General features: G+C 48.5%; 16 protein-coding genes, 2 tRNA genes and 5 pseudogenes. 9 read left to right on the top strand and 14 right to left on the bottom strand.

All coding sequences use genetic code 11. The features are described from left to right. Positions 1 to 82 precede the first annotated feature (82 nt). The 5 genes from O1Q98_RS19575 to O1Q98_RS19555 form a co-directional block, all read right to left on the bottom strand. Positions 83 to 2,281 (bottom strand): discoidin domain-containing protein, encoded by a 2,199-nt coding sequence (locus O1Q98_RS19575; protein WP_125259887.1) that lies wholly within the window; start codon positions 2,279 to 2,281, stop codon positions 83 to 85. 79 nt (positions 2,282 to 2,360) lie between these two features. After that, positions 2,361 to 2,708, bottom strand: a complete 348-nt coding sequence (locus tag O1Q98_RS19570; RefSeq protein ID WP_125259888.1) for a hypothetical protein — start codon at positions 2,706 to 2,708, stop codon at positions 2,361 to 2,363. 231 nt (positions 2,709 to 2,939) lie between these two features. Next, on the bottom strand, positions 2,940 to 5,117 hold the full coding sequence (locus tag O1Q98_RS19565; RefSeq protein WP_125259889.1) for a discoidin domain-containing protein: 2,178 nt from the start codon (positions 5,115 to 5,117) through the stop codon (positions 2,940 to 2,942). Positions 5,118 to 5,196: 79 nt separating this feature from the next. Then, positions 5,197 to 5,544, bottom strand: a complete 348-nt coding sequence (locus O1Q98_RS19560; RefSeq protein ID WP_125259890.1) for a hypothetical protein — start codon at positions 5,542 to 5,544, stop codon at positions 5,197 to 5,199. A gap of 415 nt (positions 5,545 to 5,959) precedes the next feature. After that, positions 5,960 to 6,049: transfer RNA gene (locus O1Q98_RS19555), tRNA-Ser, on the bottom strand. 94 nt (positions 6,050 to 6,143) lie between these two features. Here O1Q98_RS19555 and mtfA point away from each other — a divergent pair. From mtfA to O1Q98_RS19540, 3 genes and pseudogenes are all read left to right on the top strand, one after another. Further along, on the top strand, positions 6,144 to 6,929 hold the full coding sequence (gene mtfA, locus O1Q98_RS19550) for a DgsA anti-repressor MtfA (RefSeq protein WP_125259891.1): 786 nt from the start codon (positions 6,144 to 6,146) through the stop codon (positions 6,927 to 6,929). 123 nt (positions 6,930 to 7,052) lie between these two features. Further along, positions 7,053 to 7,128 (top strand) — tRNA-Asn (locus tag O1Q98_RS19545). Positions 7,129 to 7,307: 179 nt separating this feature from the next. Continuing rightward, positions 7,308 to 8,396: pseudogene (locus O1Q98_RS19540) on the top strand (tyrosine-type recombinase/integrase); the annotation flags it as partial. Between the two features lie 30 nt (positions 8,397 to 8,426). Here O1Q98_RS19540 and O1Q98_RS19535 read toward each other — a convergent pair. After that, positions 8,427 to 9,340: pseudogene (locus O1Q98_RS19535) on the bottom strand (IS3 family transposase). 521 nt (positions 9,341 to 9,861) lie between these two features. Between O1Q98_RS19535 and O1Q98_RS19530 the strand changes: the two are divergent. The 3 genes and pseudogenes from O1Q98_RS19530 to O1Q98_RS19520 all read left to right on the top strand — a co-directional run bounded on the left by O1Q98_RS19530 (position 9,862) and on the right by O1Q98_RS19520 (position 13,812). Beyond that, positions 9,862 to 10,524 carry a hypothetical protein gene (locus tag O1Q98_RS19530; RefSeq protein ID WP_125259892.1) on the top strand — a complete coding sequence of 221 codons (663 nt, stop codon included), beginning with the start codon at positions 9,862 to 9,864 and terminating at the stop codon, positions 10,522 to 10,524. Positions 10,525 to 10,677: 153 nt separating this feature from the next. Beyond that, positions 10,678 to 12,417, top strand: coding sequence for a phosphatidylinositol-specific phospholipase C (locus O1Q98_RS19525; protein ID WP_125259893.1), 1,740 nt, complete (start codon positions 10,678 to 10,680; stop codon positions 12,415 to 12,417). 356 nt (positions 12,418 to 12,773) lie between these two features. Beyond that, positions 12,774 to 13,812, top strand: a pseudogene (locus O1Q98_RS19520) (IS630 family transposase). Positions 13,813 to 14,299: 487 nt separating this feature from the next. On the opposite strand, the gene O1Q98_RS19515 reads toward O1Q98_RS19520, so the two are convergent. From O1Q98_RS19515 to O1Q98_RS19495, 4 genes and pseudogenes are all read right to left on the bottom strand, one after another. Continuing rightward, positions 14,300 to 15,301 carry an NADP-dependent oxidoreductase gene (locus tag O1Q98_RS19515; protein WP_125259894.1) on the bottom strand — a complete coding sequence of 334 codons (1,002 nt, stop codon included), beginning with the start codon at positions 15,299 to 15,301 and terminating at the stop codon, positions 14,300 to 14,302. A gap of 83 nt (positions 15,302 to 15,384) precedes the next feature. Then, a pseudogene (gene acuI / locus O1Q98_RS19835) lies at positions 15,385 to 16,378 on the bottom strand (acrylyl-CoA reductase (NADPH)). Between the two features lie 175 nt (positions 16,379 to 16,553). Next, positions 16,554 to 17,366 carry an oxidoreductase gene (locus tag O1Q98_RS19500; RefSeq protein WP_125259895.1) on the bottom strand — a complete coding sequence of 271 codons (813 nt, stop codon included), beginning with the start codon at positions 17,364 to 17,366 and terminating at the stop codon, positions 16,554 to 16,556. A 108-nt stretch (positions 17,367 to 17,474) separates the two neighbouring features. After that, a pseudogene (locus O1Q98_RS19495) lies at positions 17,475 to 17,798 on the bottom strand (SDR family NAD(P)-dependent oxidoreductase); the annotation flags it as partial. A gap of 278 nt (positions 17,799 to 18,076) precedes the next feature. Here O1Q98_RS19495 and O1Q98_RS19490 point away from each other — a divergent pair. Then, positions 18,077 to 18,685, top strand: coding sequence for a TetR/AcrR family transcriptional regulator (locus tag O1Q98_RS19490; RefSeq protein WP_125259896.1), 609 nt, complete (start codon positions 18,077 to 18,079; stop codon positions 18,683 to 18,685). A 137-nt stretch (positions 18,686 to 18,822) separates the two neighbouring features. On the opposite strand, the gene O1Q98_RS19485 is transcribed toward O1Q98_RS19490, so the two are convergent. Continuing rightward, entirely contained in the window at positions 18,823 to 19,437 is a 615-nt protein-coding gene (locus O1Q98_RS19485) for a substrate binding domain-containing protein (protein ID WP_240632773.1), read from the bottom strand. Between the two features lie 217 nt (positions 19,438 to 19,654). Between O1Q98_RS19485 and O1Q98_RS19480 the strand changes: the two genes are divergently transcribed. Next, positions 19,655 to 20,392, top strand: coding sequence for an NADPH-dependent F420 reductase (locus O1Q98_RS19480; RefSeq protein ID WP_125259897.1), 738 nt, complete (start codon positions 19,655 to 19,657; stop codon positions 20,390 to 20,392). A gap of 225 nt (positions 20,393 to 20,617) precedes the next feature. On the opposite strand, the gene O1Q98_RS19475 is transcribed toward O1Q98_RS19480, so the two are convergent. Then, positions 20,618 to 21,082: an Lrp/AsnC family transcriptional regulator gene (locus O1Q98_RS19475; protein WP_205744269.1), complete on the bottom strand. Its 465-nt coding sequence runs from the start codon at positions 21,080 to 21,082 to the stop codon at positions 20,618 to 20,620. A gap of 112 nt (positions 21,083 to 21,194) precedes the next feature. On the opposite strand from O1Q98_RS19475, the gene O1Q98_RS19470 reads away from it, so the two are divergent. After that, positions 21,195 to 22,139: a DMT family transporter gene (locus O1Q98_RS19470; protein WP_125259898.1), complete on the top strand. Its 945-nt coding sequence runs from the start codon at positions 21,195 to 21,197 to the stop codon at positions 22,137 to 22,139. Positions 22,140 to 22,373: 234 nt separating this feature from the next. Here the strand turns inward: O1Q98_RS19470 and O1Q98_RS19465 are convergent, their stop codons facing one another. Beyond that, on the bottom strand, positions 22,374 to 23,075 hold the full coding sequence (locus O1Q98_RS19465) for an SDR family oxidoreductase (RefSeq protein ID WP_125259899.1): 702 nt from the start codon (positions 23,073 to 23,075) through the stop codon (positions 22,374 to 22,376). Between the two features lie 69 nt (positions 23,076 to 23,144). Then, positions 23,145 to 23,732, bottom strand: a complete 588-nt coding sequence (locus O1Q98_RS19460) for a TetR/AcrR family transcriptional regulator (RefSeq protein WP_240632774.1) — start codon at positions 23,730 to 23,732, stop codon at positions 23,145 to 23,147. Between the last annotated feature and the right edge of the window lie 116 nt (positions 23,733 to 23,848).

The raw sequence follows: 23,848 nt of genomic DNA, 5'->3' as shown, positions 1-23,848 counted from the left end.
GCCCGGTCTACCGGGCCGTGTTTATAGATAATGCCGCGCAACACGACAGCGGAAACACAGATATAGCGCTGTACATCAGGTGCTACGGTTGTTGATACGCAAATTTATAATTGCCAGCCGTAATCGGTTTGAACGTAACTTTGTCAGGATACCAGCGAATTTCCACTTCGGTTTCAGTTTGTTTTTTCCAGATGGAGGCATAGTCTAAATTAAGAGTGATCGAATCCAATGATACGAAATCACTGTCTGGATCAGGAACATCCAATACATATGCAAATGCAATATTATCAATGTGATTATTAAATAACTGCCCCCACTCTAATGAAGTTAACCCGTTAATATTTGCAGCGCTCATGCCATTTTTTAGCAGAGCAGAAGCGCCAGCATCATCTATTGAGAGAGAAGTAATATTAACCCATTGGCTACCATCCCAAACAACCCAATTGACCAAATCACGACTCACGGCCATTTTCATTAAACCATTCGCTTTTTGCGTTGAAACAACACTTATCTTATTCAGTTTTGAATATGATTTTAATGATATCAATGAGTTTGATACAGCAATTTGGCTGTGAGGCCAATATTTCGTTGTTACTGAGACTGGGTCTTTAGTCACAACTTTCAGTGGCAACTTATTAACCAATTCACTCTCTAGTATTTTCCCTGATGAATAAAAACCATACGTATCAAAATCTGGACTTGATATCGATGATGAAATAAGACTTAATCTGCCATTTGAAACGGAGTAATAATTACCATCAACAGCCTGTAACAGTGCTTTTGTTTTAGGCACATCATTGAATAAGTTAAACATTGATACACATACATTTACATCAGGGCTACTGTTTACTGCACTAATATAAATACGGTATTTAGAGTATTTTACCGGAGTTGAAAGTTTGAATGTTTTTATTTCATCTGCACTTGCCCATACTAAATTCTTTTGGCTATCAACCGTCACCCAGGTCGTACCATCATTTGAACCTTGAACATCAAACGCGGTAGGTTGCTGCTTATAAGCACTTACAGGGTTTGTTCGCCCCGCCAGTTGATAACCACTGACAGTTTCCATCGAGGGCAAATCAATGCGTAACCATGCAGGTAAATCATTAATCGCAGATGCCCAACTAGACGTTGATGGGCCATTTTTTTGTTGAAAGGCAAAATACGCATAATTCCCTGGAAAAATACTCGATGAAGAGACCAAATAACCACTTGGTAAGTTATTCGATGTCATCAGTGGAATCGGATAGGTCTTATCATTAGCGTTTACAGCAATCGAAATCGACTTACCATCCGCTTTAATCTCTTTAGCGTAAAAAGCACCATCGAGTGATAAGGAATAATTACTACCAAGATAAGAATGCAAGCTGCCATCCCATATTAATGCAGATGTCTGCCTGTAATTTACACTTTTAGCTGATTCAAATTTTTCCTCGATAGCATTTTGATTTAATAACCCCGCCTCTTCTTTCAATGCAAAGGCATCAAAACTGTAATCCATCGTACCGGCTGTATTCAGCGCAAACGTAAAGATCTGATTCGCCGTCACGCCTACCCGCGTCACCACCGTGTAACCACTGCCGCCACCGCCGCTGCCACCACCATTGCCTGTTGCACTGATAATCAGTTGATTATTTACATTATCATAGGCCAGCGACACCCCCTGACCGGCCGCCAGCGTCGAGACCAGCACCTTACGTACCGCGTCAGTGAAATCGGTAATTTGCGAGGCAGTATGGGTATGATTCGCCAGGTCTGACTTATGCACCACATCGCTCAGTCCCAGATTGGCGACAAACTGCGCCTTGTCCGCAATATCTGCCCCATTCAGCGTTTTATCCATCATCCGCCCGACGGCATCGGTCAAATCCGGCAGCGTTTTCACCACCACGCTCTGCCCTGCACCGTTCGTTAACGTCACCTGGCCACGCTCGGTCAGCACCTGTTTCCATTGCGACAGTTGTGACTGATAACCTGCCAGTATCGCCGCTATTTGCGCCACATACACTGCATGGTCAAAGCCGTCATCACCCTGGCCAAATACCGGTATGGCATAGCGCACGCCACTTTGCGTACAGCCGGCGTATTCACCGGCTAACAGCAGCTCAGTATCGGACACGACGGCAGCAATTTCATGAATCTGTATATGGCAGTCGGTAAATACCAGCAGCATACTGCCGGCGGCCACGCCATTCTTTTTATCTGAAAAAGCGGTGTTATTTCCCAGTACGACTTTACTGCCATTAAATAAAGACAGACGCCCGTTTTGATACCACATAAATTTATACCCTTTATTTGTTATGCGACAAGGCACGGCCATAACAGCCAACGCACGTGTAATTAACGACGGTGTTTAATCAGCGGGAAATATTGATATTTAATGTCATACGGAACTGGTCATATTCAACATCAAAATCATTATATTCTTCCGTCTTGCGGGGTTTTAACACCATCAACGCCTGCCACACCTGCTCCCTTAATTTTCGTGCAGCAACAAGGGTATGCGCGTAACAATCTACGACAAGATTAATATTCTGCCCGGTCAGCGTCTGACTGGCGTCATACTGATTCCCCTGACTCAGAGAAAATAAAATAAATGAATGACACTCATGGTGTTGATGATAATCACAGCACGGCACCGCATATGCATAAACATGGCCATTAGCCAGTTTACCTAACAATGGATAAATATCTTCTTCGGTCATTTTTAATCCTTATAAATAAGAATAGAGATTTTAAGGCATAGATATAAAAAATCGTTTCTGTTAAATCACTTCAATTACCATCATAATGTTTTTTTGAAAAGCACACTCTCATTGTTTGTTGTAATATGACAGCACAACAAGCACCCAATAAATATTGAAAAATAAAAACGGGCCAGATATGGCCCGCACAGAAAATAGCGAAGAAGAAGTTAAAATAGAATTGAAATATCTTTACTGTTGATAGGAGAACTTATAGTTCCCAGCCGTAATCGGTTTGAACGTAACTTTGTCAGGATACCAGCGAATTTCCACTTCGGTTTCAGTTTGTTTTTTCCAGGCGGCAGCGTTGTTTACATTTAAAGTCAGCGCATCAACAATAACATTGTCTGATAATGAATCAGGTACACTTAAGGCCAAGGCAAAACCTAACTTATCTGGCATGCCATTCGTTCCGGGAAAGAGCAGCGCCCATTGGGCGGCAGTCATTTTACTCAACACAGCGTCCGTCATACCACTCGCAATCAGCTTATTCGCACTATTAGCATCCGCAGAGAGCGTACCTACCGATACCCATGCACTTCCATTCCAGACAAACCAGTCATTCAAATCACGGGAAATAGCAAGAAATACTGCACCATTTCCTGTCAGCGTTGCAGACAGTTTCGCTGAATTAATGGATGACCATGATTTTGCACTAACCAACGACTCAGAAAGAACGATTTGTGCATCGGGAGTAAAAGATACCGCAATATCCCCTGCGCCCTCAGCAACAACACTCAATGGCAATTTATCTGCCAATGATGCCGCACTGATTTTTCCTGAATTAATAAAGCCCTGAGCGGAAATATCACCCGGTTGTGAGGGGGTTGCCACCTGAGTTAACACACCATTTAGGCTGGTGTAATAGTTATTTCCAGAACGCAATAAGATTTTTTGCTCACGCTGCAATAACCCAAATTCAGTGATAGTTACAAGGCTACTGTTTGTGTTCACCGCAGTAACATAAATACGGTAATGCTTATAGGTTGATCTATTAATATTGAATATTTTTTTCTCATTAGATTTAAATGATATACCAGCCTGACTATCTAATGTCACCCAGTTTATCCCATCGTCGCTGCCCTGAAAAAGCCAATCTCTCGGTACACCACCAGAAGAAAGATCCTGACGACAAATAATAAAATAGTAATCAACCGACTTAGCATCATTAAACGCAACCGATAACCACTGCGGCGCACCAGTCTGAGTTGACCAACGCGTATCTTCGCCCGTTACGCCACCATCAAATGCCTTCCAGCCATACCAGCGCGGGTTGTCACCAAATACACTACTTTGTGCAACAGTAATTCCTGGGGCAGATGTTGATGAAGTCAGTTGCGGCACCAACGATGTTGGCATCGCACTTACGGTTAATTGACCTACGTTGGTCGCAACAAGCGAAGTATAAACAGATCCTTGTGCCGATAACGTCATTAATCCGCCGGTATAAGGCTTCAATGCCCCATCCCAAATAAGTGACGAAGTTTGGTTATAATTCAGCTTACTGGTGGCATCAAATGACTCCAGCGTTGCCGTTTGATTCGATAACCCCGCCTCTTCTTTCAATGCAAAGGCATCAAAACTGTAATCCATCGTACCGGCTGTATTCAGCGCAAACGTAAAGATCTGATTCGCCGTCACGCCTACCCGCGTCACCACCGTGTAACCACTGCCGCCACCGCTGCTGCCACCACCATTGCCTGTTGCACTGATAATCAGTTGATTATTTACATTATCATAGGCCAACGACACCCCCTGACCGGCCGCCAGCGTCGAGACCAGCACCTTACGTACCGCGTCGGTGAAATCGGTAATTTGCGAGGCAGTATGGGTATGATTCGCCAGGTCTGACTTATGTACCACATCGCTCAATCCCAGATTGGCGACAAACTGCGCCTTGTCCGCAATATCTGCCCCATTCAGCGTTTTATCCATCATCCGCCCGACGGCATCGGTCAAATCCGGCAGCGTTTTCACCACCACGCTCTGCCCTGCACCGTTCGTTAACGTCACCTGGCCACGCTCGGTCAGCACCTGTTTCCATTGCGACAGTTGTGACTGATAACCTGCCAGTATCGCCGCTATTTGCGCCACATACGCTGCATGGTCAAAGCCGTCATCACCCTGGTCAAATACCGGTATGGCATAGCGCACGCCACTTTGCGTACAACCGGCGTATTCACCGGCTAACAGCAGCTCAGTATCGGACACGACGGCAGCAATTTCATGAATCTGTATATGACCGTCGGTAAATACCAGCAGCATACTGCCGGCGGCCACGCCATTCTTTTTATCTGAAAAAGCGGTTTTATTTCCCAGTACGACTTTACTGCCATTAAATAAAGACAGACGCCCGTTTTGATACCACATAAATTTATACCTTTTATTTGTTATGCGACAAGGCCCGGCCATAACAGCCAACGCACGTATAATTAACGACGATATTTAACTAGCGGGAGATATTGATATTTAATGTCATACGGAACTGGTCATATTCAACATCAAAATCATTATACTCTTCCGTCTTGCGGGGTTTTAACACCATCAACGCCTGCCACACCTGCTCCCTTAATTTTCGTGCAGCAACAAGGGTATGTGCGTAACAATCCACGGCAAGATTAATATTCTGCCCGGTCAGCGTCTGACTGGCGTCATACTGATTTTCCTGACTCAGAGAAAATAAAATAAACGAATGGCACTCATGGTGTTGATGATAATCACAGCACGGCACTGCATATGCATAAACATGGCCATTAGCCAGTTTACCTAACAATGGGTAAATATCTTCTTCGGTCATTTTTTAAGCCTTATTGATAAAAAATAAACCCCTAAGAAACCAATAAAAGGGATCGCGCATCAACGTTTAACTCACGTTGAGTGCTATCATAGGCTGTTGATAATAGATATTCCCCAAATCACTGTTGTGCTATGAGCGAAAGGAATAAAATTAATCAGTAAAAACTACCGGTATAGAAATTACTATTACAGGTTTTAATATCAAAAAAAAATAAACACTCTACCAGACATGATTAATAGCAGTAAATTTAGGGATTAATTTATGGTGATGTCGCGTTAAAAAATAACAAATATTAATGCTGAAAATAACACGGCATGATAAAAATAGAGGTGAAAAACAGATCGGCGAGATGAGCGCCAGCAGCAAGCGAGTACGGGATAAAGAGTTTATTATAACTGAATGATTTTATTGAAAATGGCGGAGAGAGGGGGATTTGAACCCCCGGTAGAGTTGCCCCTACTCCAGTTTTCGAGACTGGTCCGTTCAGCCGCTCCGGCATCTCTCCGTAAAAACGGCCACCATGATGCCCTGTTTTATGGCATGTTAACAAGCCTAAACCGACGCCTTTGAGTTCAAGTGATGACTTAGCGAGCAACACCATGATGAAGTGGCAATGGAAATCCTCCCCCCATGACAGTGAATCCAACTGGCAGCCTGCGCTGTCAATACCTCTGTTTGCTCCATTAACGGTCGCAGACCAGCAACGGCTTACTGTACTGGCTCAACAGTTTCTGCGCCAGAAGCGGCTCATTCCACTGCAAGATCTGAAACTTACCGAGTTAATGGCACAACGAATTGCGTTGCTATTTAGCTTACCGATACTGGAATTCGGTATTGAGTGGCTCGATGGGTTTCATGATGTGCTGATTTATCCAGCGCCATTCGTGGTCGAGGACGAATGGATCGATGAATTCGGTTTAGTACACAGCGGCCCTGTTACGCAATCAGGACAGCACTGGGATCAAGGGCCAGTCGTGCTCAACTGGTTGGAAATCCAGGATTCATTTGATTTATCAGGGTTCAATTTAGTGATTCACGAAGTGGCGCATACACTTGATAAACGAGGAAATGAGCGTCCCTCCGGCGTGCCGGCTATGCCATTACGTGACGTGGCAAACTGGGAACGAGCGCTCCATGCAGCAATGGCGGAACTGCTTGAGGAAATTGAGCTGGTTGGCGAAGAGGCCACCAGTATGGATGCTTATGCAGTAACCAGCCCGGCAGAGTGTTTTGCGGTACTCTCCGAGTATTTCTTTAGTGCTCCTGAGTTACTGGCCGAGCGCTTTCCTGTGGTATACCAAAATTTTTGTAGATTCTATCGCCAGAAACCGCTGGAACGGTTACAGGATTGGCAGCACAGGCAAACGGCAAAGTCAGTGAAGTGAATAGCTGAAAAATGCGGCCATACGCCTGTTTTTGTATATAAGGCAAGCAATCGGGATGAAATAACCATATTCCCCGTTGACACCTAACAACACCGCAGATAATATTCGCCCCGTTCCAACAATTCCTCTGTAGTTCAGTCGGTAGAACGGCGGACTGTTAATCCGTATGTCACTGGTTCGAGTCCAGTCAGAGGAGCCAATTTAAAGAAAGCAGACGTTCACCGACGTCTGCTTTTTTGCTTTTAATCAATTGGTTATCCCCTTCTTTAGCTTCACCCTCGTTCACCAAAAAACGCTACTGCCCACCACTTTTGTTGGTAGAATCGTTGGTATCTCTGGTTCGATTTTGCTTATACCAACAACTCAAGGGGGCAAATCATGTCACTAACTGATTCCAAAGTAAAAAATGCCAAATCTCTTGAGAAGGAATATAAGCTTACTGATAGCTTTGGTATGCACCTGTTAGTGCATCCTAATGGATCTAAATACTGGCGCTTGTCTTATCGTTTCGAAAAGAAGCAAAGATTACTCGCTTTAGGCGTCTACCCGGCTGTTTCACTGGCGAATGCCAGACAACGACGCGATGATGCCAAAAAGCTGTTAGCGGCGGGAATTGATCCGAGCGCTAAAAAACAGGCTGACAACAAAATCGTTCAGGAAAAGCGTAACAACACTTGCGCTTTCAAAACGGTAGCCAGAAACTGGTTTGCCACCAAAACCACATGGTCGGAAGATTATCAGCGTTCTGTCTGGACCCGTCTTGAAACCTACCTGTTCCCTGATATTGGCAACAGAGATATTGCTGAACTGGATACAGGCGATCTGCTGGTTCCCATCAAAAAGATAGAGAAGCTGGGTTATCTGGAAATCGCTATGCGGGTGAAGCAATATGCCACTGCCATTATGCGTTATGCCGTCCAGCAAAAGATGATCCGCTTTAACCCTGCCTATGATTTGGAAGGCGCGGTTCAGAAACCACAGACAGAGCACCGCCCCGCTATCGAGCTGGAAGAGATACCTGCCCTACTGGAACGCATTGAAGGCTATCAGGGACGTAGCAGGCTGACCCTGCTGGCGATAAAACTCACTCTGCTGATATTTATTCGCTCCAGTGAACTCCGCTTTGCCCGATGGTCAGAGATCGATTTTAACAGTGCCTTATGGGTTATCCCTGAACAGCGTGAAACGATTGCAGGGATCAAACATTCAGGCCGTGGGGCTAAAATGCGCAGAAAGCACTATGTTCCCCTATGCGAACAAGCAGTGGCAATTTTAGAAGAGCTTAAAGACCTCACCTATGACGTTAACGGCGATGACGGCTTTATCCTGACGGGCTGTTATGATGCGATGAAGCCGATGAGTGAGAACACCATCAACAAGGCGCTACGAAAAATGGGCTATGACACCAAAACCGATCTGTGCGGTCACGGCTTTCGAACGCTGTCGTGTAGTGCGTTAATAGAATCATGATCCTACCCACGTAATGTGGACACAGCCCTAAGCGAGGTTTTCGTTTTCAAACTGTTCCGGGCTGAGACCGCCACAGGCACTGTGACGACGCCAGCGATTGTCATCACACTCGATATAATTAAATACCGTCGTCCGCATAATTTCACGGTCGGTAAAGCGCTCTCCGTGGATGCATTCCACTTTCAGTGAATGAAAGAAGCTTTCTGCGCACGCATTATCGTAGCAACAACCTGTTGCGCTCATGCTGCCGCGCAGGCTGTGCCGCTTCAGCAATGCCTGATAATCCGCTGAACAGTACTGCCCGCCGCGATCCGTGTGAACGATAACGTTTTTCGGGCGTTTACGCCGCCAGAGTGCCATCTGTAACGCATCGCAGACCAGTTTCGCCGTCATTCGTGAGGACATCGACCAGCCAATAACGGCACGAGACCACAGGTCGAGCACCAGATACAACCCGCCTTCATCTGTACGTAAGTAAGTGATGTCACCCGCCCATTTCTGGTTCGGGCCACTGGCGATAAAGTCCTGCTTCAGCAGGTTTTCCGATACCGGCAGACCCTGTTCACGGTAGCTGACCGGGCTGAATTTACAGCTGGCTTTCGCCCATAATCCCTGACGACGCAGGCTGGCAGCGATGGTTTTGATGTTGTACTCCGGCAACTCATCAGCGATGCTGAACTCGGCCTGATGCTTTTCGATGAAGACAACCTTCATTTCAGGCGCTTCGCGAAGTATTTCGCGGCCTTTTGGAGAATGGCCAGTTCTTCATCCCGTTCAGCCAGTTGCCGCTTAAGGCGGGCGATTTCAACAGACATTTCCTGCTCACGTTCGTAAGAAGAATGGGCATTCTTTAGCTTGCTGCGCCAGGCATAGAGCTGTGATTCATACAGGCTGAGTTCACGAGCAGCAGCAGCGACGCCAATACGCTCTGCCAGTTTCAGGGCCTCATTGCGGAATTCAGGTGTGTACTATTTACGGGCTGTTTTGCTGGTTGATGCTGGTTTTGTCATGAGTAATCACCTCTTACTTGAGAGTTTACTCACTTAGTTGCGTGTCCACTAATGGTGGGTAGGATCAAACACCCCATCAAAGGCTACGGGAGCAGATTATCAATCAGACTTTCGAGAGCAATCACGGCAGAGAAAATTTTGATTTCGTAGTCGTTTATACTATACTGCAATTTGTCATATTTTTTAAGCATGTAGAATGTTTTGCTTTTAGTCACGTTTTTTTTATTAACTGAAAGCGAGAGATGATGTGCTGACACCCTATTCATGGTTCATGTATAAGGTCAAAGCTTAGTATTCATCCCAATATATTAAAAGCCTTAAAATAATTAGCTTATTAGGTATTTTCTCTACAAAATATTCCACATTATTAACTATTTCCCAAAAAATTTAAATTAAACATTTTCAATTCAACTACATATCTCACTTACGTTCTCACAATAGGTAGATTAATCATGAATACGACAAAGAAAATAAACTCAACTTTTCATCTTGAAACCATAGATTATGATGATTTTATTCACCCATCCCCATTAGTGAAAGTACAATTATCAGTTGGCGATTCAGCATCTAATGGCATAACAATCAACACATATGGCCAAGGTCAATGCTCAGGCGTAACCTACACAGTCCCTCCTCACGCTGTAATTGATGTAGATTTCGAAATAAAACTGCAATGCATAACACCGGCTGGTATACAAACGATGAACGAATTGATTAAAAGTCTCTTGGATGCATCAAAACGACACGAATACGAAGAGAATTCTAAGAAAACCGCTAGCGGTGGAATTAGTTTCTTACCTTTCTTTGGATCAGCCAAAGCCTCATATGAAGAAACAAAACATACAATGGAAAAATGGGGTTTAACAGAAAAATCTCAAGATTTAATTGTCGAAAAAATGCTAGAACTCTCCAATCAACTGAATGTTTTAAAATATAAAGGGACTATTTTCAATAAGGATTACGACTACGCCGTCACTGGAAATATATTTGCCGTTGTAATGGATTGCACAATAAAGAAAGACGAGCAATCATCTCAGCAGAGATATATTGGCCCCACCATTCACATGTCTGGCGAAGGTGGCGAAGTACTTCCAACCACAGAAAAGCTATACTAACAAGCCAGTTAAAGTAAGCAGGAACGTTACAGCTATTTAAAGCTGGCCAATGTTAAACATCCATATCATATGGTCGGCATTTAATCCTACTATTAAAATAGAATATTCATTTTCTATACCGCTTTTCTTGAACAAGAACAAAGGATAGATATAATGGGAAAATCACATATTGTAAATATTGATATTACAAACATAAGCGGAAGAGACTTAAATTACTCAAGACACTGGTTTGATTCGGGCCGACTATCTGATAATTATGAATGGCCAAAATTAATTGCAAATGACACTGAAGCAATTATTCAATGCTGCGAAAAAGATTATTCACCAGTGGGTTGCTCGGGATATGTTGTTTACAAAGCAGAAAATGAAGAGATAACAATAGCCTTTTCAAATCCATCAGTCGGGAATAACAAAGTAGGTATCGGTAGCAATGGGGATAAAACGTGGGCCGATATGGGCGATCATGATTACAAAATTTTCTTTGCTAAAATATCAGATACATATTCGGCTATTGCCCAATGCACAGAATCCTCAACGAATAACGCAAAAATCATTCTGACCTCTTGTATTAACTTTCAAAAGACGAGTAAGTCTCATGCAGTTAATCTAACTATTCTCAACTACTCCGGCCTAGAGCTAACTTATTTTGATGATTGGTTTGATACAGGTGGAGTTGGCGATGGCCAGTGCTGGCCAAAAAGTATTCCAAACAGGCATATTGGAACGGTTCAATGCTATGAAAAAAATTATGCCGTAACCGGATGTTCCGGGTATGCCACATATAAAACAATCACAAAAAATATTGCCTTCTCATTCTCCAATCCTCTAGCTGGCGAGAATAAAATTGGGGTAGGTACGCTCGGCCCGATCATCTGGGACGCCATGACCGCGCATTATGACAATTTATTTCAAGTTTATATTTCAAATGATATAAAAGCATTTATATGTTGCACAAATTCATCGCCAAACTATGGCTTCGTATTTCTAAGCCGCAATTTGGAATCATGGATGAGTAATCTGTGCGATGAGAAATATTTATACGAATTATGCATCCCAGGTACACATGATAGTTGCGCACTTTACGCTCAAAACACATTCTCCAAATGTCAAAATTATGGGATTACCTCCCAGCTAAACCTAGGGGTCAGATTCCTTGATATTAGATGTGCCGTTAGCCCCACTGGCGAGCTACTTGTTTACCACGGGCCTATATATCAGCACATTTCTATGGATGAGGTACTTGATGAAGTGGCTCAATTTATCGAGAGGAACCCATCTGAAACAATCATAATGAGCCTAAAGGAAGAAGGTGATAAAAATCCAAATTTCTGCACCATTTTTTTAAATAGCTATTATATAAACAACAAATATTGCGAACTTTTCTACCAAGAAACAACAGTTCCTAAACTAAAAGACGCTCGAAAAAAAATTGTCCTCATTAGACGATTCGACTCAGGAACGAGGGAGTTAGGAATAAATGCGTACTCTGGCTGGAAAGACAATTCGGCATTTTTTTTAATTAATGGCGAATGCACGCTAGCCGTCCAAGACCTATACAATCCAACTGAATTAGAACAAAAAAAAGAAGCAATAAAAAAACTCCTTTCACATGATGAAAAATATAATAAAAACCTTATTATGAATTTTTCCAGCGGATATGAGGGAACTCCCACACCAAACGGACCGGAGAATTTTTCAAATAAAATCAATCCATGGTTGTATGATTTTTTACGAAAAAACGAGAATCAGTGGAAAGGAATTATTGCTATGGATTTCCCAATACTTAACAATGATTCAATATCAAACCACATTTCATCGCTAATATTGACAATTATAAATAACAATTGGAATTCTTCGCATGTCGAGTTGGTGGATCTTGATGCGATCAATTGAGAATTTGCCGACTACATAATTTACTAGTGGAGGGGCATACGCGCCAACATAAGATGCCTCTCCTTGTTCTATCGTGACTAAACTATTTCTATTTATGTAAACATAGTTGCAGCGGTTCGCAATCGAAACTCCCCGTGCTTGCAATCAGCGCCGGTTTTTACCAAGATTAATTGCGACTAATCAAACGCTCGTGCTCACATTAGCTATGAGCTGCACTCGCTTACACGATCAACCACCAATTGCTGTCCACTAAATAGCTTCGCAAAAAAATAGTAGATCACTTGAAGGGAACTCAGTCCGAGTTGAGCGAGTCTTTTCAATCGCCAAACATCACAAATCACCAACCGGACTGAGCGATGCCGATCATAGCAGCAATCCCTGATGAAGAACGACAACTGATGTGCAAAGAAGCCCAACAAACCCGCGATAAAAATTATTCCAGACGACTCTCATTGCCATGTTGATGTTGCATCGGGAATAACCGTCACCGAAGTTGCCAGACTGCTCTGTGCTGCGCGTTCATCCGTCGGAAGATGGATAAACGGGTTTACTTTGCAGGGTGTTGAAGGACTAAAGAGCCTCAGGCCCGGTCGTGCGCCTTGCTGGCCGGTCACCGATATCCAGCGAGTGCTTCCCTTGCTGGTTCAACGGTCGCCGAAGGATTTCGGCTGGCTGCGCTCCCGTTGGAGTACGGAGTTACTAACCCGTATCGTCAACCGGCTTTTTGACGTGACGCTTCACCGTTCCACCCTGCACCGATACCTCAAACAGGCCGGTATGGTCTGGCGCAGGGCCGCACCGACGCTGAAAATCAGGGACCCGTATTATGATGAAAAGCGGCTTGCCATCGAGCAGGCGCTGGCTCAGTGCTCAGCGGCTAATCCTGTGTTTTATCAGGATGAAGTCGATATCGACCTGAACCCGAAAATCGGTGCCGACTGGATGCCCAAAGGGCAGCAGAAGCGTATCGCCACGCCGGGACAGAACCAGAAACATTATCTGGCTGGCGCACTGCATTCGGGGACGGGCCGAGTCTCCTACGTTAGTGGCAACATCAAGAGTTCTGATTTATTTATCAAACTGTTAGAGGCATTACAACGCACATACCGGCGGGCGAAAACCATTACGTTGGTGGTTGATAACGACATCATCCATAAAAGCCACAAAGTGGAGCGCTGGCTGGCGGAGAACAGCAAGTTCCAGCTGTTGTTTCTGCCGACCTATTCGCCGTGGCTGAATCCGATAGAGCGGCTGTGGTTGTCGTTACACGAAACAATAACGCGGAACCATCAGTGCCGGTACCTGTGGCAGTCACTGAAACAGGTAACGCAATTTATGAATGCAGCTTCACCGTTTCCCGGCAATCAACCTGGCCTGGCTAAAGTGGAGCGGTAATATGAGAAGCTATTTAGGCTTCAATGAAAGATGGTCATTCTAGTTGTCTTGACGGACAAGACCTCCTAGCTTAGATTATTTATTAGCCAGTTACTGGCAAAGGCGATCCCAGTCAGAGGAACCAATTTAAAGAAACCAGATGTCTACTGACGTCTGGTTTTTTGCTTTTTGTCAATGGGTTATCCCCTTCTCCATGTCTACACACGTCTATTAAAAAACACTCGAAGCTACACCCCTTTGCGGGTAAAAATACGGGTAAAGCGGGTTCGATTGCGTTTTTCCCCGCAATCAGAGGGAACCGTCATGTCACCACCTCACCAGTGCGAGGGCGCAACGATTCCTCTTTCAAACAGCCGGGTTCATGCTGCTGGCCACGTTTGGTTTCCTCCGCATCGGGAGAATGTAGTGGCCATATTTGGGGTCAGTTTGGTGCGAGAATAAAATATCCGCGCAATCAGCCAGAAGGCCGCACCCGGCCTGGAAACACTTATTTTAGCTGAACAACGACCTTGCCTTTGGCGCGTCCCTGAGCAAGGTAGTCCAGCGCGTCCTTGGCCTGGTCGAACGGAAAGACCTTATCGATAACGGGATGAATCTGTTCAGACTGAAGTAAGCTGCCAATGTCCGATAATTGACGCCCATCGGGGCGCACAAACAGAAATGAGTAGGAAACGTCACGCTTACCCGCAAGACGCATGATTTTGCGGCTCATCAGGCCGAAGACGAATTTTAGCACGACATTCAGCCGACGAGAGCTGGCGAACGCCGCATCCAGCGGCCCAATCAGAGAAACAATTTTGCCTCCCGGTTTAAGGATGTTGATGGATTTTTTGAGCTCATCGCCCCTGAGAGTCCCCAGCACCACATCATACCCATGTAGCACGTTCTCGAACGCCTGCGTCTTATAGTCAATTACCTCATCGGCCCCCAGGCTGCTGACCCATTGCACATTCCCTGTGCTGGTCGTCGTTGCGACTCTGGCACCCAGGTGTTTTGCCAGTTGGATCGCGAACGTGCCGATACCGCCAGCCCCGGCGGGGATGAATACCTTTTGCCCTTTCCGAAGGTTTGCCCGCTCTTTTAGGGCTTGCCAGGAGGTCAGCCCGACCATCGGAATCGAGGCGGCTTGCACGAAGTTCAGATTGGTCGGTTTGGGGGCTGCAACATTCTCTGGCACGACGGCGAATTCAGCGAGTGAACCTAAGCCGAGATCGAACAGGCTGGCAAAAATAGCATCACCCGGTTTGAAACGGGTCACGCGGCTACCCACCTCTTTCACCACGCCGGCCACATCGCTGCCCATCGTGGCCGGGAGTGGGAACTTGAGGATAGGTTTGAACATGCCTGTTGGAATCATGTTATCGATAGGATTCAGCCCCACCGCGTAAACCTCAACGAGCAGTTCGTCAGGCTTTAGCGTGGGATGGGGAACCTCGGCGAAGCCAATCTCGGGCGATTTGCCATAGCGTTTGAATGTAAGTGCTTTCATGTGATTCGAATTCCTGTATTGATGAATTGATGTGGCGTAGCGAAGGCCCGAGAAAATCCCACCTGAATCTTCACGCTATTGCATCAGGCATTGACGTCCACGACGGTGCGCCCACGCACCTGCCCGTGAAGCATAGGCTCAACAAGGCCCACCACATCGCTCAAACCGATGACCTGCGTGGCCTGTGCCAGTTTATCCAGCTCCAGATCGGTCGCCAGACGCGCCCATGCCTGCAACCGTGCGTCCTGCGGCGCATTGACTGAGTCGATACCAGCCAGAGTGACGTTACGCAGAATAAACGGCAGCACGGAGCCTGGCAGGTCAACCCCCTGTGCGAGCCCGAACGCCGCCACCGCGCCGCGATAACGCGTTTGCGCCAGCACATTGGCGAGCGTGTGGCTCCCCACAGAGTCGATAGCACCGGCCCAGCGCTCTTTACCGATGGGTGCGCCAGGTTCAGACAGCGTGCGACGGTCGATGACCTCGGCTGCGCCCAATTCGCGTAAGTACCCGGCCTCTTCGAGACGCCCGGTATGAGGCCACAACCCGATAACCCAGTTTGGACAACAGGATGACGGCCACCGACCCCGCACCGCCACCGGCCCCCGTCACCAACACGTCCCCCTTGTCCGGCGTCACGCCCGCATGCTCCAGCGCAAGCACAGACAGCATTGCGGTGTATCCAGCGGTGCCGATCGCCATGGCATCACGCGTCGAAAAAACGTCGGGCAATTTAACCAGCCAGTCGCCCTTGACGCGCGCCTTCTGCGCCAGGCCGCCGTGATGGGTCTGGCTCAGGCCCCAACCGTTGGCGACAACGCGATCACCGACGTTGAACCCCGGGTGCGACGAGGACTCGACAACCCCGGAAAAATCAATGCCAGGAATCAATGGAAACTGACGGATTATCGGCGCTCGACCGCTGATGGCCATCGCATCCTTGTAGTTCACCGTTGAATAGTCGATAGCGACACTGACGTCACCCGGCATGAGGTCGGCTGCATCAAAATCGACGCGCGTTGTTGAAATTGTGTCGCCGGTTTTGGTGGTCAACAGCGCGTTGAACGTTATGCTCATTTTTACTCCGTGGTGATAAATTTTGTAGATAAGTCAGCATATTGAGGGGAACCGTGCGCTGGGTACTCAATTTCTCGTACAGGCAAAAAGCCCCTGCACTGCCCTCTACATCATGCCGGGCGCTGCGCTGCCACCGACTAGCGGTGTTCATCGCATGGCCATTGACTGGCAGGCGTTAGCCCAGACCAAATTGCTTGTGCAGCATCTTGTCGAAGAAAGCACGCGGAAGAAATCGCCGGGCAAAAGCGCCCTGACGCGCGACTTTTCCCGAGGGATAGCGTAGACGCGGCGTGTCATCGTTTGCCGCCAGTACGATGGTTTCAGCCACGCTATCGGCGCTATCCGCTACGGACATGGCGCTCTCGTAGGCGACCAGATATTTCTGGCGGCTCACATCATAGGCTGGCAGAGGCTTATCGCAGGGGGTGGTACTGGAGTCAAATAACGTCCGCGTAACGCCCGGTTGGATAACCGCGACGCGTACCCCAAACTCGCGCACTTCGTGGTCAAGAGATTCGGAATACCCTTCAATCGCATGTTTAGTCGCCGAGTAGTGCGCGTTATAAGGTGCCGGAATAATCCCCAGCCCCGACCCGACATTCAAGATGCGGCCACTGCCTTGCTTGCGCATAGTGGGTAAAACAGCATGGGTCACTCTGACGACGCCAAGCACGTTGGTGTCAAACAGCGCACGAACCTGTGCAATCGAGCTCTCCTCCGCTGCCGCCGGGCTAAGGCCGGAGCCAGCATTATTGACCAGCAGATCGATGCGCCCTTCCAGGCGCAGCAGTTCACCGACGGCGGCGGCGACAGAGTCATCATCCGTCACATCCATCGCCAGCAGAGGGAATGCGTACAACCCCGCCTGAGCCCCCCGTCTGCTCGTGCCGTAGACCCGATAACCGGCCGCGACAAGTTTGTCGGCAGTGGCTCTCCCGATACCCGATGAGGCCCCGGTAACGAGCGCTACGCGTCTCTCTCTTTTCATTCAATACTCCTGATTATTATTGCAAATGACTGCCCGACCTCTGGGTGGCGGAGTGTGCCGCGCGACGCAACAGACGTGTGAGGCAAGTCAATACGTGACTGTCGATACTTATCGGGCCCGATAGCGTTCAGCGGCATGCGCCTGCCGCAAGTCCGACAGCAAAGCTTGACGCGCCCCATCCAAAGCATCCCAGCGTTCAGCGACATGCAGCGGTGGTATGGTGATCAGCTCACGGCGATCGAAGCCCACCAGTGCGGCATCGACCAGCTCATCCACGTCCATCACTTCAGGCAGCGTATTGATATCAATACCGGCGCGCTCCCAGATTTCCGTGCGGGTCGCGGCGGGCAGCACGGCTTGTACATAAACGCCATGGGGTGAAAGTTCGAGATGCAAGCCTTGCGACAGAAAGAGCACGAAGGCTGTAGCACCAATACCACTGGACGCCCCGGTGATGAGGACTGTTGCAGGCTTGGTCATCATTGTCTTCCTTTGCATGAATGAGGTGAGAGGTGAGTTGGCGCGTTTAGCCACTGCACTCGCCGAAAAACGTTTTCTCGGTCGTGCCATTTCAGCTTTCGGCGTTGTCATTGGATTTAATCATGACAACCATAATCTAAACTGTCAATATTTTGATTACGATCGTAATCAATGTATAGTGGCGCTATTGCTTACGGCATGAACTCATAATGGAACGGAATGGAACGGATATGAAAGTCACCAAGGCGCAGGCGCAGGCAAACCGGGCACACATTGTTGAAACGGCATCGACGCTGTTTCGTGAACGCGGTTACGATGGGATTGGTGTTGCCGATCTCATGGCGGAGGCAGGTTTCACCCACGGCGGTTTCTACAAACATTTCCGCTCTAAGGCTGACTTGATGGTGGAATCGGCCGCGTGCGGCCTCGCTCAAACAGCGGAGCTGTCGGCTGACCTGGACATATCGGCGCTCGTGCAAAGTTATCTCTCGCGCGAGCATCGCGACGCGCGCTCAACAGGCTGCACGATAGCGGCGCTCAGTGGCGATGCCGCGCGCCAGCCGCAGGCCGTTCGGGCAACGTTTGCAGCCGGTATCGAAAGTGTACTGGCCGCACTCAGTCAAGCCAACCCCGCGCCTGACGCAACCGATGCTGACGCTGCCCGCTCCCGATACCTTGATATACTGGCGCACGCTATCGGCGCCATCGTCATGTCACGCGCCTGCCCAGACGACTCGCCGCTGGCCGATGAAATCCTGACGGTTTGCCGCAACAAGATCCTCGCGTCACTGAACACGACCGCCCCTGAGGATAGGTCAGCGAACGACCACCGCAGTTGATGGCGGTTACAGCCGTCGGCCTCTCTCTGACGGGCGTTTTTATCAACCGCGCACATGGACACCATTTTTGGCAAGACCGGTCTTCGCGTCTCTCCGGTCGCATTGGCTACGGGCACAATTGACCTGCGCAATCCCCGTCATCGCGACAGCGTTTGGACACCGTCTGGTTGGGGGGTGTGACTGGCCGACTGGCTGGAAGAGACGTTGAGCTTTCCCACCCATTCTAAACAAAAATCCAGATACGCGCGCACCAGGGCGGATGGATGTTTATGCCGGGCATAGACAAGGTGTAGCGGGAGGTTTTGCATCGTTATCCCGGGTAAAAGCCGTATCAGTTCACCACTTTCCAGCCAGGGTCTGGCCGAAAAATCCAGCACCTGTGCGACCCCCATACCACTTAGCGCATAATGAATTAACCCCTGTGAGTTATTGCTGGAAAACGCAGGCTCGTACTTGACCTTTACCGATCCCATTCCCCATTCAAAAGAACCATGATTGAGGCTTTCCCACGCGGCAATTGGCAGTTTTGCCATGTCTTCCAGTGTCTGCGGCGTACCGTAACGTGCTAATAATGCGGGACTTGCCACAAAAAGCGCTTCCACGGCCATGACAGGTTTAGCAATCACATTATCGGTATTTAAATTTCCCATTCTGAGCGCTACGTCGATGCCATCTTCGAACAAATCAACAACTCTCTCGCTAGAATGACAAAATACGGTGATGTCAGGGTAACGCTGTTGAAAGGCTATCAATACATCCCACCAGGGAGAGATAATTTCCGATCTTATGCGGGATTTTTAACCCAGGTACACAGTATTGAATAAATCGCTTGCGGGGCTCGCTGCCTGAAGGCTATTGCGTCCGTTAATGTCCGCCATTGGCCCTGAAAGACCTTCTGCATCGTGCCCCGAATAAGACGGCCACGATAAACCTCACCTTAAGATTGACGAATACGTTAGGAGTCACGGTATGAACATTGGCATCATCGGGGCTGGCGCTATTGGTGCCGAGCTTGCCCGCAAACTATCTAGCGCGGGCCACGTAGTCAGGCTTGCCAACTCCCGCGATCCCGCAAGTTTGGCTGAAAGTATTCAAGGCACCAATATATTGGCTGTCACCGCCACTGAAGCCGCGCAAGGTGCGCAGGTCGTTATCCTCTCACTCCCTTTCAATGTGAATCGCGAGGCCGCAAGGTTGCTGGAATCAGCCCCGGCTGACGCCATTATCATTGATACATCTAATTACTACCCTTTCAGGGATGGCGACATTAGCGACGTACGCAATGGCAAGCCGGAGACGGTCTGGGTGAGCGAACAAGTGGGTAAACCGGTCATCAAAGCCTGGAACGCATTGGGGAGCGCGACGCTCAAAGCAGCATCCCGTGAACCCGGCGCACCGGGCCGTCTGGCCATTCCGATAAGTGGCGATAATGTCACTGCAAAGCAGATTGTCGCTGAACTTGTGAATGATACGGGGTTTGACGTCGTGGATGCCGGGCCGCTTGCGGAATCATGGCGTCAGCAGCCGGGTACACCGGCCTATTGCACTGAGCTCGCTATTGATGAGCTAAAACGTGCCTTAGCAGCCGCCAATGCAGCCAGCGCGCCTAAAAATCGGGATGCGTTGATTCAGGCTGTTATGGCCGGGCACGTTGCGACCGACCGAGGCTCACTCGTTGCGGCAAATCGGAGCACAAACCACGGATAAAATAGATAATTTTATCCGCGTTCAATGCCATCAGTGCTCAGTGTCATCAGTGCTCAATGTCAATAGTGTTAAACATAGGCTGGCGGGGGTCAGGAGACCGAATTCTCTGCTGCCAGCCTGTGCGTACATGTAAACCACGATATGACGATGAAGTGAGGCGGCGTTGTGCAACGAAGCGCGCGAGGTCGTTCACACGGCTCTTCGTGTACCCGGTCGATTACGCATTTAAAGACGAGGAAAGACCTTTGCGCGTTTAACCACGCCATAGGCAAAACTGGTCTCAATCGCAGCAATACCACCAATTTTCTGTAGCTTGTCTCGTACAAAGCGTTCGTAGTCGCGAAAGCTGCCAACCAACACACGCAGCAAATAGTCTGCATCACCCGCCATGACATAACAGTCCATGATTTCGTCAATGAAGCCCACCGATTGCTCGAATGTGCGTACCGATGATTCTGAATGATGTTCCAAACGGATTCGCACCAACGCGGTGATTGGCAGCCCATAGGCTTCCTCATTTACAACGGCTGTATAGCCACTTATAACGCCAGCTTTCTCCAACAGCCTCACTCGCCGCAGGCACGGAGTCGGGGAAAGATTGATTTTCTGAGACAACTCTTGAATGGTTAGTCGCCCCTCTTGCTGTAAGAGTGCAATGATTTGTCGATCTGTCGAATCTATCTTATCCATTATTGGAGGATCCCACTAAATCAAAACTTAAAAATAGATGAAATAGCATCAATTCACCATCAAAAACTGCGTAGCATGTTTAAAACAAACACTGTTACCGGGATGGAGCCAGATGCACGTCGAGAATGTGAAAAATGAGAGAAATATTCAACGTGGCGAGGTGAAGCAAAATCGAACCAAAGGAATGGTTTTTGGCTATATTGCGATGGCCATTGCAGTAATCGCGTGGTCACTGTTTGCAATATCCATCCGAGCTATCGGTGCCTCCCCGCTATCAGTGGCTGATGTTGCGCTGTTTCGTTTTGGCGTCCCCACACTACTCCTGTTGCCCTGGCTCCCTGCGCGTTTGAGACAACTCTCTACCCTGCGCCCAATTGAAGTCATAGCCATACTTGTTGGCGGCGGCATTCCCTATTTTTTTATCGCGTCGGCGGGAGGGCATCTTACATCTGCCGCTCATGTGGCGGCGCTGATTGCGGGTACATCGCCACTCGCCGTCATTCTGCTGGCTTTCCTGGTTTTCCGGCATCGTGCGAGTAAACAACAATTGCGCGCCATTCTGCTTATCCTGGCTGGCGTTGCATGGATGGTAATGCCCGGATTTAACAAAGACATGATCGGTGGCGGGACTCTGCTACTGTTGGCAAGTCTTCTATGGGGAGCCTACACGCTGGCAATTCGCCGCAGCGGATTGGATACGATTGGGTGTGTCTTGTTGCTTAGCATTCCATCCACTCTGATATTACTCAGTCTGATGATGGCAGGTCTGGTCGAGTCACATCTTAGCAACGCGGCATGGCATGACATGCTCCCCTTTCTGCTAATACAAGGGTTAGGTACCGGTATTGTTTCAAGTTTGAGTTATACCGTCGCCGTGCAACGATTGGGTCCTGGTCAAAGTGCGTTGATAGGTTCCCTGTGTCCTGCCCTCGCCTATTTGTTAGCGGTTCCACTGCTTGGTGAGCACTTCTCTTTACCCAATGTAATGGGCGTCGCCGTGATAACGCTTGGTGTCATCGTTGCCAATATTCCAGTAAGACCGTCTGCCAAAGCCTGAGCCCGTGACGGCCCACCGAACGTCTGCACCGCTGCCTTCATCAGGGAGCCATATTGCGCAAAATATTTTGGGCAGTCGTTTCCGTTAAATTGCATGAGAGCGAACATGGGTGGTGTCATGGGTATTTCCAGGTTAGACGTGCAGCAAAAGCCACTTTGCAGGCAACAAAGTGGCTATGTTTCTCAAAAATTCATTCATCCTTGAATTTATCGACACAGTGAGGGCAGAACAATTTCAACGCGGCGTCAGATAGACCGGCGCGGCGGCGGACAAACCGCTATGTACCTGCCGAGTGAGTTCGTCGGCTAACGCCTCTTCCGCACCGGCTTCCAGAGCATCAAGAGCATATTCAACAATCGCCTCTGGGGTTGATTTCTGGGCGTCAAGCCCCTTGGTGAGATCGGTGTCAACGAACCCCATGTGCAATGACATCACCTGCGTTCCCTGCTCGCGCAGTTCGTTACGCAAGCCATTACTCAAACTCCATACTGCGGCCTTCGACGTTGCATAGGTCGCAAGCATTGGAAAACTCAGCCAACTACCAATAGAGGCAACGTTTAACAGTGCACCGCCGCCGTTACGTGCAAGCACTGGCGCAAATGCACGGCTCACGCGTAACACCCCGAAAACATTCGTTTCGAAGTGACGACGAAGGAGCTCTTCTGCGTCATCGGAAAGAAATCCGCCGACGGCGGCTATACCCGCATTATTGACCACGATGTCTACGTCCCCCGCCACACGCATAGCAGACTCAACGTCGCCAGCCGAAGTGACGTCGAGTTTGAGTGGTTCGACACCCGGTAAGGTGATACCGGAAGGATCGCGCGCCCCCGCATAAACCTTGCGCGCGCCGCGAGCAAGAAAAGCCTTGGCGAAAGCCAGTCCGATACCTCTGTTAGCTCCGGTGATAAGAACCGTTGAATCAGCAATTTTCATGTAATACCTCTTTATGATGACCATCATATTTCTGGGCGATAACAAAGCTGCCTGGTTAACTTGACAGCCTCAGTGGTGGGAAATAGGTTCAAACTCGGTAATGAGCTGCCGACTGGTTTGCACCAGCAAGTCACGACCCGCCTTGCCACCAAGCACGCGGGCCAACTGCAATGCGCCAACCATTCTGGCTGCGGCACCTTCTGCACACGCTGGGTCAACACCCGCTGGCAGCGTTGAGCGCACCAACGCGATTAGTGCATTCACATTGCGGCGCGCTTCGTCACGTACAGCATCGACCATACGGGGCATTTCCGAAGCCAAAGCCGCCACAACACAACCACACTCGATTTGCTCCAGATGATTTTCGTGCAGATAAGAGTAGACCAGCGCTGCAAAGTCGCTTTCGCCGCACGCCACGCGAGATGCCATCGCCTCTTTGAGCGCGGTGGAACTATCAACCCAGGCGCGCCGTATGGCCTCGACCACAAGCGCATCCCGTGATTCGAAGTGGGCATAGAATCCACCATGCGTGAGGCCTGCCTCTTTCATCATATCGGCAACGCCGACACCGTTAATGCCCGCGCGCCGTATAGCACGGGCTGCGACAGCAACGATGCGCTCATGGGTGGCTTGTTTACGTGTAAGTTTATTTAACATGATGGTCGTCATATTATGTGCATCATAAAAATATGTCAAATACCAAATCGCTGCTGATGCTCACTATCTGGCGCTTACCGTTGTCATCCTTTTACGCAGTCAGCGGGTGAAAAAGG

This window comes from Dickeya lacustris (genome assembly GCF_029635795.1).
Lineage (GTDB): Bacteria > Pseudomonadota > Gammaproteobacteria > Enterobacterales > Enterobacteriaceae > Dickeya > Dickeya lacustris.
The sequence above is the reverse complement of the archived record's forward strand: the minus strand, read 5'-3'. Positions and strand labels throughout refer to the sequence as shown.